A 13283-nucleotide genomic window follows, 5' to 3' on the forward strand; every position below is an offset into this window, starting at 1 on the left:
CCCAATTTAATTCGATAATTTAGTGGGAGGAAATCGCTCCCCTCCCCTATTTTCACCTGCTGATATTACTAAAAATTCCAAATTTATGCAAGTCTGTATTGTTACGGGTGGCAACTCCGGTGTCGGGTTAATGACATCCGTGGGTTTGGCTAAATTAGGCTATCATGTCTTTATTGCTTGTCGTTCCCACAGCAAAGCCACCAAAGCCATTGCTTATATCTCTCAAAAAACTGGCAACCCTAACATCGAATATTTGCCCTTAAATCTGGCTTCTCTGGAGTCAGTTCGTCAATGTGTTGAACTGTTTTTAGCCAAAAACTTACCCCTAAATATTTTAATCAATAACGCCGGAATATTCAACGGTCACGGTGTCACCCCAGAAGGATTTGAGTTGATTTGGGGAACTAACTATTTGGGACATTTTTTGCTGACTTACTTACTCTGGGATAAATTACAAGAATCTGCCCCTAGTCGAGTGGTTATGGTATCTTCAGATCTCGCCTTAAAACCCACGACAATTAAATGGGATCTATTTGTAAAATCTACCCCCTTCAACTTTATCGAATTATATAATCAATCTAAACTATGTTTATTACTGTTAACCAGACAACTTTATCAACAATCAAGCCATGTCACTGTTAATGCTGTGCATCCCGGTTTTGTCCAATCTAATATTACCATCGGTCATCGTTTGAGTAAGTTTTTTGGTATCGGAATTAGCCCCAAAAAAGGCTGTTATAGTAGCTTATTCTGTGCTACTTCTCCCGACTGTGAATTAATCACAGGTAAGTTTTTTGACCCTAAAGGGAAGGAAATTCCTTTGCCTCCCTTGGCTTTAAATAATCAGTTATGTCAACAATTGTGGGAACAAAGTTTAGACTGGACTGGTGGTAATAAACCTGTGGGAACCCAGATAATTAATTATGATGGTACTGATGAAGTTTGGGGACCCTATAGCTTAAATTTAACCCCGGAGGAAATCGCTACAATTCGCCAACATATTTTTAAGGAAGTCTTACCTAAGCCACCGATTAAAGTTTTATTGATATCGGCACTAACTGCCTTATTTAAACTACAATTTGGCTCAATTATGTTGCTGTTCGTGCAATGTTATAAACGACAGTTTTACATGGAAAGACATTTAGATTCCCCGCAATTATTGCAGTTGTGTAAAGATGAAAACTTGTTGGCGATTATCAGAAAACATTTAGGGGATAATCTGCGGCTATGGCGTTCGGAATTATGGGTTAATTATCCCTCCCGTCAATTAATCCCATTTTGGCATAGAGATATTTACCCAAAATTATTGTCTGGGGAAGGCAAAACTATTAATATCTATATTGCTTTAACAGAAGTGACCGCCAGAAATGGCTTTGAATATATCCCCAAAACTGAGGCAGAAAATTGTCCCCGGCAAATTACTGACCCTTTCAGCGGTAATCATTTCTACAAGGTTCCTAATTCCGTGAAAAACCAAGTGATTCCGGTGGTTTTGCAGGCGGGAGAATTTGTTTTATTTACTGACCAAGTTATCCATCGTTCGGTTTACAATAGCAGTGGGAAGGTGCGTCTGTCTTTGACTTTAAGAGTTGCCCAAGATACTGTCAAAATTTTGCCGGGATATAGCCCAATTTATCATCAGCCACTATCTTTGTCTAATTAAGGCGATCGCTCTGGGTCTGGTTACGAATCCTATATTAATTGGCTTTTTTCCACCCACTTCCCATAATTCCGAGCAAGCCAGAGATAGTTCCAGCCCCACGCCAGATGGACAGTAAAGCCCTGTTCACGGCATATTGACCCTGTAACAAAGCGATCGGAATAGATACTAAGCCAATCATAATTAAAACACATCCTTTGAGAAAACGGATACCTTGAAGATAAAGAGAAGGATACAACTCTCTTTCAAATAAGCTTCTCGAGCTCCATCCCCAGTAACTTCGCTCTAACAACCACATCAAACTCATTCGAGATTCAGGAATCCGCTCACGCACAATGGCTTCATCAGCCCACACTATTTTTGCCCCTTGCTTATAAAGTCGCATAAATAAATGTGTGTCCTCTGAACCTTGCATGGCCAAACGTTCATCAAAAACTGTTTCTAGTTGCTTTACAAGTTGGCTGCGAACCAAAACATTACCTGTATAAGCAACATCCATAACCGATCCAGTTGGATAGCGCCTCGGCTCTAAAAATTGACCTTTTTCAATCCAATCAGGTACGTCAACACTATTCTCAAAGTAAGGGATAACTGGTCCTGTTACCACATCTGCTTCATATTTTTCCTGAACAATTAAAAGATTTTCTAACCAGTTTTCATCAGCCATCTCATCATCATCAATAATAGCAATAAAATCTGCCAGATCAGATGAGTTGATAATCGTTCGGTTACGAGCATAAGAAACTCCCGTTTGAGTTTCGATATCATAGCGTAAAGGGTACTTAAAACTAGGAGCGACTTCATCAATAATAATTTGGGCAGAACCCGAAGCATCATTATCAACAATGACAATCTCTATTTCGGGTTCATTAATTTGATGAAAAGTGAGCTTTTCTAAACTGTTTAGCAATCTCTTTAAATCATCCGATCGCTTATAGGTGGCTACGCAAATTGATATAAACATATTTTTACCTCATTAAAACTCGAGTCTAATTACTTGAACCATCAAAGTTTAACATTAAATTGGGAGGGAATCAATTAAATGAGATGAAATCTTATTTAATTAATGATTGATTCTTGGTTTTTTATTGATAATTTTAACCATCAAACAAAAATCAAAATCATTAATGTTGATAGTATTGATTAATCGTTCTCAATAAGACCATCTCCATCTGATCAATCATAACTTTAGGACTAAAATTATCCAGTACATGATCACGACAACGCTGGCCAAGTTCCGGGTCATCATCTCGCCAATTAGCAACCTGGTTAAGAACTTCTGCTAATTGTTCAGGAGAACCAGGTTCAACCAGATAACGGCTTAATTCACCTGTCATCATTTCAGGTATTCCCCCCACTCTACTACCGACAACAGGCGTACCAGTTGATAAAGATTCTAAAACCACCCTTGGACAAGGATCAGGCCAAATACTAGGAACAATCGTAACATCACTAACCCGATAAAGATCCGGTGTATTGGGAACATGACCCATAAACTGGACTAATTCTTTAATCCCTAGTTCATCCACCATATCTTTTAAAAATTTAAGATAGTTAATACGCGCTTCTGGTGAATCTTTTTTAGGTTCCAAAATAACATTTCCAGCAATTAATAAACAAATATCTGGTTGATGATTGGCCAGTAATGCAAAGGCTTTAATCAGGACTTCTATTCCTTTATTAGGGTTGAGTCTCCCCAGACACGAAAAAACTCGCCTGTTTCCTAAGATCTTGAAATCACGACGGAGGGATAATTGCTGATGATTATCAACGGAGTGGGGACTAAATTTTGGCGGGTCAATACCATTATAAACCACATCAATTTTCTGATGATCAATACCACAAAAATCAACCCATCTGTCTTTAGTTGCTTGAGAAACAGCTATAAATTTATCCACCCCTGACAATCCGGGTCGCCACTTGAATCTCAAAGAGTTTCCTGGTAGTTGCAAATAAGAGAGTAAAGGAATTTTTTTGATAGTTGATAAGCCATAGCCCCAAAATACAGAACTAAACTCATTAGACAAAATAATGGAATCTAAAGTTGTTTTGATTGGAGAAATATCATTAAAAAAATCCACAGCAAATTTGACCATATCAAGGGGATTTTTGCGGTTAGCTTGGTAGCGTTTGACCGGAATTAAATCTTGGCAGAATTGGCCATAGGTTTGTAGGAGGTCTCCTTCTTTGGTGTAAACCAAACTAACCTGATGTCCACGATTAGCCAGGCTTTGACAAATTTCCAGTAGATTTAACTCTTGACCGCCAAGAGTTGATGAGGGTTCATTTTCTAAAGCAATTAAGTGCATAGATGATGATTTTAAAGTCATTTTTTGATATACCAAATATGTGGTAGTTAACTAATACAGTTTATTGGAAAAAATTGACTGAATATAAACGATGAATTTACTTTTAGTCTGAGTCACCATTATTTCGCACCAATTAAATATCCCACCAATCAAATAACTCGGGCTTTAGATAATCTAAAGTCTTCTTTAATTTTAATTTGATTAACCTTAGAAAACTTACCAATGGCTTGATCAATACAACTTTATCTAAAGAACTGCTGATCATCCTAGGACTAATATCACTGGGGCTACTCCGTTGCCACCCAAGAGACGGACATACAATTAAAGATACAATTTCAGGATTTTGCTTTCGGAATAGATAATATGCCGTATCAATATAGGCTCCATCCAGGTCATCAAAATTAGGATCTTTTTCAAAAAAACAAGTTTGAAAACGTTTTTTCAACAGTTCTTCTAAAAATAATATCAAAGAATCATAAGCTGTATGATTAACAGCATAAAAATGTGTACCTAATGTTGGATAATTAGCTTTTTTTAAGTGAGTCCAAGTTGTTGATATATCGGGGTCGTAAAAATTATAATAGTCTGATAGCTTTAATTTATTATAAGCCAAATATCCTAGAAATAATAGATCCCAATTTACTTGACTAAGTTCATCAAGTAATTGTGTTTGTACAGAACAAAATCTACTAGAAATTGCTAGATCATCTTCCATGACTAATATATGACTAAGTTTGTCTGTTTTAGCAATTTTAATAATTTCTAAATGACTAAGGTAACATCCTAACACACCAATGCTCGGAAAAGCTAATTTTTCGGTGGGCTTGATGGCTGGAAAAATTTTGACTTTTTCAGAATTAAAATTTAATCCTATACTCTTGATTTCTTTCTCCATTTCACGTCTTCTATCAACCCTTTCAGGTAAGTTGATCACATAAATTTTGTCAAAAAAATCTGATATGTTCATATTTCGTTCTCTTTTGAATTTCATCAACATACTACATCATTTTCATGTTAATGTCAATCAAATTTTGCTCAATAACAGCTAACTAAGGTAGTTAATCAATTAAGTTGCAAGCGCTACCATTGTTGCCACATTATGATACTTATCAATACGCACCAGCTTATTATCAAACAATAAGTTAACTAGAATTTTTTAAATTTTTATAATTCAGTCGCCAGAGTAAACCCCAGTAGCACAGGAGAATCAAAGAATCTGTAGTTAAGGTAGCCCAAGCTGCACCCCTCCATGAAAATATGGGAATTAAAAAATAATTTAAACTAATATTAATTAAAGCTGCCATAATTTGAACCAATCCCCGTAACTTTTGATATCCAGAGCCGGTAAGAGTATCTGCTGCAATTAATTGCATACCAATAATTAGTGGCATGGGAGCTAACCAGTATAATACTGGCACTGAATCTATATAGCTTTCTCCCAAAATATAAGGTATAAATGGCGCAAAAAATATACAACCAATAACAAAAAAAATACCATATGTGGAGATAACCGGAATCAAACGTTTGGCAAATTTAAAAGCATTACTAATACCCAAAGCACCTTCTTCAAAAAATCTGGTGTATGTGGAACTAAATATTACTAAAATTGGTATATAGCCAACTTCTATCAATCGATAAGCAGCAGAATAGATACCAGTTACACTTAGAGTTGAAAGACTGCTTAACATTGTTCTATCAATACTGGAATTTATATTAGCAGCAGATCTGTCTAGAGAAAAGTATATACCTTGGAAAATATTGTGCTTTATCTGGGATAATTCTAATTGAGGAAAACCCAGATTTAAACAAACAAAAAAGAACGAAAAAACTGCCGTTATCATCGTCCCCAAAACATATAAAAAAGACCAATTTATAGCATTAGGTTTATCAAACAATATAACCAAAGCTATAGCAGATAAAACTTTGAAAAAGTTATAAAAAATATGTAATTGAGCAGTGTTTTTATGCCGATTAACCCCCAAAAAAGCTCCACAACATAGATTCCAAATAGACAATCCTAAAATATCAGAAACAAGTATAGATACAATCAGGACGTTAGGAATAAATTTTGGCAAAATGGATTTGCCTATTAAAAATGATAAACAAATGACGACTAAACTACAAAAAAAAGTTGTTAAAATAGCATCACCCCAGTATTTTTTAAATAAAATTTTATTTCTTGAAACATTTCTGATTAAAATATCTGCACTACCTAATGTTCCAAATGGAACAGCGATCGAGGCTAGTGCTGTTACTCCCATGAACATACCAAAATTTTCAGAACCCAGATATCTAGCAATCAATATAAAGTATGTAGCTTGCATAAAAATACTTATAACTTTACCCAAAAACATCCATAAAGTATTTTGGACTAATGACTTTTGTGTGATTTTCTTAATTCGTTCTTGCAAATTAGTAAAATATGACATACATTTTTACCTGATTTATGTCTGGAACAGCTACTCAAATTATTTGAACTCTATACTAACTTGATTTTGGTGCATAAACTGCTAATAAATCTTCAGTACCAGAGGAACGTTGAAAGGCTTGATCTAGAGAATAGGTAGGCTGCCAGTTCAAAATCTGTTTAGCCTTCTGATTAGTATACCGCAGTGGCTTAAAACGAGCCTGAAGTTTGGCGGGTACTAAAATACCTGGTAAACGAGCTTTACTCTCAATAAATAGACGGTTAAACAGCCAAGCCATATTGGCAATTAATCCCATAAAAAACCAGTTGATAAAATATATTTTCGGGACTTTATCCATGGTTTCTATGAGTTTTTTGGCATAGACATTTTGAGTAGGTAAATTGTCATCGACAATATTTAAGGTTTGTCCACAGGCTGCTTCTGTCTCGGCGGCAATAACAATGGCTTCTGCACAGTTTTCTACATAGGTTAAAGGCATAATTGCATTACCCCCTATTCTTAACCAGGCACTATCCCCTATTTCAGCGCCTAAGCAAGCATTCCAAAGATAATCTCGACCGTAAATCATCCCCGGACGAATAATAGAAACTTGTCCACCATATCGCTCAAAATCTCGATAAAGTTGTTCTTGAATTAGCTTGGTTTGAGCGTATTCGTCACGATTTAAGGGGTCAGCTTCGATGGGAGAATCTTCGTCTAAAATTTGATGCGATCGCATTTTGACATAATCATAAACTGAAAAGCTACTAATGGCTATGAGCTTAGAAATCCCGGTTTTTTTCATAGCAATTAACATATTTTCGGTGGCTATGACTGTGCCAGCAAATTGGGTGTAAAAATCCCCAGACTTAGAGGCGGCTAAATGAATGACAGCATCCACAGATTGCAGACTTTCTACCAAGCCTGATGATTGCCTTAAATCTAGGCGGACAATTGCCAAATTAGGATGATTAAACCAAGAGAATTTAGTCTCATCAGTTTGGGGACGAAGTACGGCTTTTACTTGGTGTCCCCGTCCCAAGGCTTCCGCCACAATATACTGTCCTAAAAATCCAGATGCGCCAGTGATAAACAATTTCATAGATGATTCTCCTCCGCAATTAATGCGTTAACTAAACGACTGGTTTTATCCATATCTTCAAAGCTAATTGGTAGCGGTTTATCTTCTTGTAAGGCTTGATAAGTCTGCTCTAATAAACTATGTAAACCTTCATATGGAGTCTTTTGTAAGAGTTTCCGACGAAAGTTAGTAAAGCTGGCATTCATGAAAGTCCAACCATTAGCAAACTGATTAGCCAAAGGAGAAAACTGCTTACCAACAGCACGAGGGACTACACAGCGAACAAATGGTTGAAATAAATCAACTTCTGCATAACCCAAGGAACCGCGAACTGTGACGGAAAAACAGTCGGGTTGAGTGTAAGCACTAAACCGTATGCGAGTATGTTGATGACCGGAAAAAATCAGTGCATCTAAATCATCATACTTAAATAAATTACCACCACCATGATTATTCCATCCGGCTTTGACGTAATCAAAAGTTGGCATAAATAATAAGGCAAGATAACACAAGTGGGTAATAAAGTCATGAATCACACCCCCCGGAAGTTTATGGACTGGACTGGGTAGATTTTCGTCTGCGTATCGTCCACCACTACGGATATCTAATGCCATGCGGACTTCTACTTCGCCGATGGTTCCTAGGGTTCCATCTTCCACTAGCTTTTGCAGTGCTAGAATTGGCTGATTGAAGCGATAATTTTGATTTTCGATTAAATGGCGATCGCATTTTTGAGCAAAATCCCATAGTTCTTTAAACTCATCATAAGTGGGAGTGATTGGCTTTTCACAAATCACATGAGCCCCGGCACTCAGACAATCCATAGACATTTTTTTATGGATTTGAGGCGGTGTCAAAATATGCACAACATCCGGCTTGGCTTGCTCCAGCATTTGATGATAATCTGTATAAGCAGCTTCAGCACCGAATCTTTGAACGGCATAGTTAGCAGCAGCCTGGGAAATATCACAAACTCCCACCAAATGAGCCCTTTCCGAGTTAGACAAAAAACTGAGATGTTCTTTAGAAATCAACCCGGTACCAATAACGGCTGCTTTTAACTTGGGTTGTTGATTGTCTTTATCCATTACAATTAGTTTCATCATATAAAAATAGTTGAAAGCCTTGAAATTGTGCTATAAAAAGCCTCAAAAAACGTTGGCTTGATTGTTACACTAATTCATGTTTTCCAGTAATTTTTGATAGCGTTTAATCGGAATACCAGCTTTGGCTGAAATCATAACCGTTACATAATCAGGCTCAATTTCAGATAAAAAATCCTTGATTTGTTGTTCTGATAAATTTTCTGTACCAAAATAGCGTAAACCGGGGTATGTTTCATCAATATAATGATTGGCTTCATGGTCTATAATATAATCACAAAACATTCCATAGAGGATATACTCAGATAAATTCCAAGTATTAGATATGGTTTCCACCCAAGAACGTCTAGACACTTTTTCTAGGTGTTCATATAATTTTAAAACATTATCCTTTTTCCAGGTAATCAAGTCACCAATATAATTAGGAGCCGGAAAATCAACCATAGGGGTAATCAGTAATTTACTAGCAGTTTCATACCAACTATAATGAGACTCCCAAGAGCGAGGAATTGAATTAGGCTCTCGATAAAAGCGAATTTTTCCATCTTTAACAAATCGTTCTTGTGGATTTAAAGGACGCACAAAGGCAACATCTGAATCCACAAACATCAAAATATCTTCAGACACAAATTGTGCCGCTGACAGCTTAATAATTTGCTGAAGCAGCCAGTTACGAATGGGAAGACTTTTAAAGCTAAACCAACCATTTTTGACAAAAGGTATCCTTTTGATCCATCCAGGAATCACCTCTTCAACAACTAAAATTTCTGTGCGATTATTTGGGAGTGACTTAAATATTGATAAATCTTTTCGATCAACAATAATATAATGCTTTGTTGACGAAGGTATGAACTTATCAACTGTAGAACACAAAAATTGGCATCTCTCAAAGTCCGGTGCATAACTCGGTGTAACCAAACAAAAGCTGTATTCTGATCCAGAGGGTTGAGACGTGATGTTCATAATTTTAATTGGTATTTAAATTAATTCAAATTGGGGAGTAGTTTTGATCATCTTGAGCCATCAAATTCAGGATGAGATGGTTTGGGTTTTTCCATAGGTTCCATAATTGAAATGGATAGGGCTGTATATAATACCCAAAATATACTGTTTTGAGAAATTATACCTCCTTCAGTTGCATTAGTTAAGACTAAATAAGTCAGAAATATTAAGGGCCATAAATATTCTATTCCGACACTAAATCTTGCGATAAAAACCGACCTTAACAAGTTAATTCCAAACCCCGAAAAGTAAGTAACAACGCCTAATAAGCCTATGTCTAACCACATATCGAGTATTCCATTATGGGAATAAGGAACCGGCCACCTTGCAGCTCTAATAATATAAGCTGAGGCACTATCTAATCCCTGCCAAAATGCCGTATAACCATATCCTAAATAGGGGCGCTTGTCAATCATCTCTCTAGCCCACACCCACAGTTCTGTGCGACCAGTAAGGGTTGGATCTTTGCCAATTAATCCTAATAATTCATCGGCCATCTCTGTATAGATATAAAATATAGTAGCGCCCAAAGTGACAAGGGCTAGAAATGAAGGAATCAGTAAAATATACCGAAATCGCAGCACCCGATAGGCTATGACACTGGTCAATAAAATTGTAAAGTTAATTAGGGAACTTGATGATTTTGCCATGACTAATAGCAAACAAGCAATAGCGATCGCCATGTAAGCCATCCAGCGCTTTGCCTGGTCAAAAAGACCGGGTGATAATATTAATACTATACCACCTAATGTCATGGCTCTTCCTAAAAGATTTTTATGGTTATATATGCCTCGCCAAGCCCCATAGTGAACGGCTTGTTCGATGCCATAACGAGGTAAAGCGATCGCCAAAACCACGCTAAGGACGGCAATAATTCCATAGGAAATAGCCAAAAGTTTAAGTTGTTCTCTGATGGTATAACGACTACCTAAGTAAACACCAAACAGTGTAGTCCCTATTAAGCCAATACAACTTCTGAGGGTACGAGCCGGAAAATCTGACCAAAAATAGGAGGCGATCGCAATCAAAATCATCACCCAGATAACCGGACCTCTTTTAACAGAAATTAAGCACTTTTTCCACCGTAGCAATAGTAAAGCTACCGAAACCAAATAAGTCAGCAGAAACACCAGCACATTTAATCGAAAATCAAAGGAATTGATATCTGTACCATCACCCTCGCTTGCGCCGCCAGATAAAATCAGAGGCAACCAGTTAGCGCTATAATGAATAATCGCAAAAACCGTAAAACTAGATTCCAAATATTTTAAGTATTTGTCCATTAAAATATTGATGTTTTTGGTCTAAATCTACACCCGTTAACCTGTTGTGCATCATAGCATTTTTATCAGTGAAACCAAGAGAGAAATGTAAAAATTAATGTAGATTATGTAAAGTTTTGGTAAAGTTGTTGCTGTCAGGGAGTCTCCAGGCTTAATTAACCTGGTATAGGGATAGTTTGATATCTAAGAAGAACTCCTAGAAGATATTTTCGGGGGTGCGGAGCGATCGCGCCGATGGGATTTTTGGAGAGGGAAATAGCGTTGAGCATGATAGAAATACTTAGTGGACTCATTCTTGCTAATCCCATTGATCACCGTCCCCAAGATCCGCTGACCCGATCGCCCTAATATTTCCTTAGCGGCTTTAGCGCTATCGCGGTCAAGAATTCGGGGTCTAGCGACCATTAACACCCCACTAGCCATATTAGCTAAAGTTAAAGCATCGGCGGCTAATAACAATGGTGGTGTATCAATAATTACAAAATCATACTCCTCCGAAAAATTCCGAATTAAGGAAGTCATGCGTCGAGAATCCAAAAGTGCTAACGGATTGGGTGGTGTCACCCCAGCGGTCAAAATATCGAGTTGGTCAATTCCCGGCTTCACGGCTTCGGAAAGAGTCGCCTCTTCCACGAGTACATCACTTAATCCCACCGCATTAGTTAAACCCCAGATATGATGTTGAATCGGTTGTCGCATATCCCCATCAATGAGTATCACCCGATGTCCAAGCTGGGCGATCGCCGCCGCCAAATTAGCGGAAACCGTTGATTTTCCCTCCTGTGGTACGGAACTGCTTACCACAATTACCCGCACTTTGCGATCGGAACCCAAAAACTTCAAATTAGCCTGAATCATCCGATAAATTTCGCTAATTAAGGAACCGGGTGTATCCACCACCGGAACCTGTACAGAAGAGCGATCGCCTCCCGTCAAATAGCGGTAAAAAGGCGGCGCTGCAAAAGAAGGAATAATACCCAACAAAGTATATCCAAATAAATCCCTAGTTTCCGCCACAGTCCTCAGAGATTTATCTCCCATTTCCATCAACAGCAATAAAGTAGTTGAGGCGACTAATCCCCCCATTACTCCCAAAGCCAACAACGGTACTTTTGCCGTTTTTCCCTCATCTGGAACGTTAGCCGTTTCGATAATTCTGGCATTATTGGTAATCTTATTGGCTGCCACTTGTGCTTCCTCAAGATTTTGTAGTAAAGTCCGATAAGTCAGACGAGCCACCTCAGCTTTGCGCTCAAGTTCCTGCTGTTGTTGTTCTAATTGTGGCAAGATCCTAGCTCTCCTTTCCAAACCATCACGCGCCTCATAGAGAGAGTCAAGCTGCTTAGTCAAATCCAGCCGCCGAATTTCCGCATTAACAAACTCTTCAATCTTGTTATTTTTGACATCCATAACCCTGAGCAACCCGCGAGAAAAGGGTCTGCTACTACCCAAATACACTTGAATTTCTCTTTGTAACAAATTCTCCAGATTATCTCGCTTTCCCTTTAAAGAAATAATCCGGGGATTTTCATCTCGAAAACGTCTTTGTTCCTGGGCTAATTCCCCCTCCACATTCTCCAATTCTTGTAAAGCTGCTCGCACCACCGGAGACTGACTTAAAGTATTTACGGCTATAGCTTCTTCCAAGTTCAAACCCACTTGATTTCCCAAGGAATTAACCAAAGATTGCACCGCATTTAATTCAGCTTCTAAAGTAGTAATATTGCGATTTAACTGCGCCATTTCTTGTACGGATATAGCAAACTCCGTTCCCAGGTCTACTATCTCATTTCTTTCCTTAAAATCTTGAATAGATTTTTCCGCCAGAAACAACTCCTTTTGTACCCTAGGTAGCTGTTCCTGAATAAACTCTTTCGCGCCGGAAGCGTCTTGTCGAATGCTAGACACATTAGCCTCAATATAAACCTCCATCACGGTATTAATAACATCAGCAACTTCTTGGGGATTTCGGCTTTGATAGGTTAACAGAACAATATCCGTGCCGCCGATAATTCTCATATCTAAATTGCGTCTAATATCCTCTGGAGCCACGGGTTCACCATCCTCATTAGTTAAATTCAAGCGCTCAATCACTGTTTCTAACAGAGGATTAGAATACATTAATTCTATCTGGGTACTCAAAGGAGTCTGATCCGCCAATAGTGCTTTCAGTTCCCCTAACCCTTCACCAATACCAGCTAAAGAAGAAGTACGGTCTACCTTAAATAAAATTTTGCCAGAGTTTTCATAAGTTGGGGTCAAAAATTGGGTAGCATATACAGCCCCAGATACACTCAGCACAAAAACCCCCAGCAGCCAAAACCATCGGCGTTTCAATGTTTGTAAATATCTCCCTAAATCTAAATCAATAGATTCTCGGTGTTCAATATTACTAAAATCCATAACCATTACCTCTTCTCTCAAATACTACCATCTT

At 37.9% G+C, this 13283-nt stretch carries 10 protein-coding genes; 1 reads left to right on the plus strand and 9 read right to left on the minus strand.

The features are described 5' to 3' along the window. Positions 1-85: 85 nt before the first annotated feature. Entirely contained in the window at positions 86-1663 is a 1578-nt protein-coding gene (locus XZ46_RS07810; protein WP_048895383.1) for an SDR family NAD(P)-dependent oxidoreductase, read from the plus strand. Positions 1664-1697: 34 nt separating this feature from the next. Here the strand turns inward: XZ46_RS07810 and XZ46_RS07815 are convergent, their stop codons facing one another. From XZ46_RS07815 to XZ46_RS07855, 9 genes are all read right to left on the minus strand, one after another. Further along, positions 1698-2624 (minus strand): glycosyltransferase family 2 protein, encoded by a 927-nt coding sequence (locus tag XZ46_RS07815; RefSeq protein WP_006620612.1) that lies wholly within the window; start codon positions 2622-2624, stop codon positions 1698-1700. Positions 2625-2784: 160 nt separating this feature from the next. Then, the gene (locus XZ46_RS07820; RefSeq protein WP_048894998.1) at positions 2785-3990 is read right to left on the minus strand and encodes a glycosyltransferase family 4 protein; all 1206 of its coding nucleotides are present in this window, start codon (positions 3988-3990) and stop codon (positions 2785-2787) included. Between the two features lie 112 nt (positions 3991-4102). Beyond that, entirely contained in the window at positions 4103-4936 is an 834-nt protein-coding gene (locus tag XZ46_RS07825) for a glycosyltransferase family 25 protein (RefSeq protein WP_228116509.1), read from the minus strand. A gap of 175 nt (positions 4937-5111) precedes the next feature. After that, positions 5112-6398 carry a flippase gene (locus XZ46_RS07830; RefSeq protein ID WP_008049492.1) on the minus strand — a complete coding sequence of 429 codons (1287 nt, stop codon included), beginning with the start codon at positions 6396-6398 and terminating at the stop codon, positions 5112-5114. Positions 6399-6453: 55 nt separating this feature from the next. Next, entirely contained in the window at positions 6454-7479 is a 1026-nt protein-coding gene (locus tag XZ46_RS07835; RefSeq protein ID WP_006620608.1) for an NAD-dependent epimerase/dehydratase family protein, read from the minus strand. After that, positions 7476-8564, minus strand: coding sequence for a Gfo/Idh/MocA family protein (locus XZ46_RS07840; protein WP_006620607.1), 1089 nt, complete (start codon positions 8562-8564; stop codon positions 7476-7478). Before XZ46_RS07840 ends, XZ46_RS07835 begins: the two co-directional genes overlap by 4 nt. Before the next feature lie 69 nt (positions 8565-8633). Beyond that, the gene (locus XZ46_RS07845) at positions 8634-9524 is read right to left on the minus strand and encodes a DUF6492 family protein (RefSeq protein ID WP_006620606.1); all 891 of its coding nucleotides are present in this window, start codon (positions 9522-9524) and stop codon (positions 8634-8636) included. Between the two features lie 47 nt (positions 9525-9571). Then, a complete protein-coding gene (locus XZ46_RS07850) occupies positions 9572-10846 on the minus strand; it encodes an O-antigen ligase family protein (RefSeq protein WP_006620605.1) in 1275 nt (424 codons plus the stop codon). Positions 10847-11029: 183 nt separating this feature from the next. Beyond that, on the minus strand, positions 11030-13249 hold the full coding sequence (locus XZ46_RS07855; RefSeq protein WP_006669464.1) for a GumC family protein: 2220 nt from the start codon (positions 13247-13249) through the stop codon (positions 11030-11032). Positions 13250-13283 lie beyond the last annotated feature (34 nt).

Source organism: Limnospira indica PCC 8005 (assembly GCF_000973065.1).
Classification (GTDB): domain Bacteria; phylum Cyanobacteriota; class Cyanobacteriia; order Cyanobacteriales; family Microcoleaceae; genus Limnospira; species Limnospira fusiformis.

What these genes read in the sequence shown, in the direction of transcription:
- XZ46_RS07840 (WP_006620607.1), bottom strand. Translation starts at nt 8,564, where the DNA reads ATGATGAAACTAATTGTAATGGATAAAGACAATCAACAACCCAAGTTA.
- XZ46_RS07835 (WP_006620608.1), bottom strand. Translation starts at nt 7,479, where the DNA reads ATGAAATTGTTTATCACTGGCGCATCTGGATTTTTAGGACAGTATATT.
- XZ46_RS07825 (WP_228116509.1), bottom strand. Translation starts at nt 4,936, where the DNA reads ATGAACATATCAGATTTTTTTGACAAAATTTATGTGATCAACTTACCT.
- XZ46_RS07850 (WP_006620605.1), bottom strand. Translation starts at nt 10,846, where the DNA reads ATGGACAAATACTTAAAATATTTGGAATCTAGTTTTACGGTTTTTGCG.
- XZ46_RS07845 (WP_006620606.1), bottom strand. Translation starts at nt 9,524, where the DNA reads ATGAACATCACGTCTCAACCCTCTGGATCAGAATACAGCTTTTGTTTG.
- XZ46_RS07820 (WP_048894998.1), bottom strand. Translation starts at nt 3,990, where the DNA reads ATGACTTTAAAATCATCATCTATGCACTTAATTGCTTTAGAAAATGAA.
- XZ46_RS07815 (WP_006620612.1), bottom strand. Translation starts at nt 2,624, where the DNA reads ATGTTTATATCAATTTGCGTAGCCACCTATAAGCGATCGGATGATTTA.
- XZ46_RS07855 (WP_006669464.1), bottom strand. Translation starts at nt 13,249, where the DNA reads ATGGATTTTAGTAATATTGAACACCGAGAATCTATTGATTTAGATTTA.
- XZ46_RS07810 (WP_048895383.1), top strand. Translation starts at nt 86, where the DNA reads ATGCAAGTCTGTATTGTTACGGGTGGCAACTCCGGTGTCGGGTTAATG.
- XZ46_RS07830 (WP_008049492.1), bottom strand. Translation starts at nt 6,398, where the DNA reads ATGTCATATTTTACTAATTTGCAAGAACGAATTAAGAAAATCACACAA.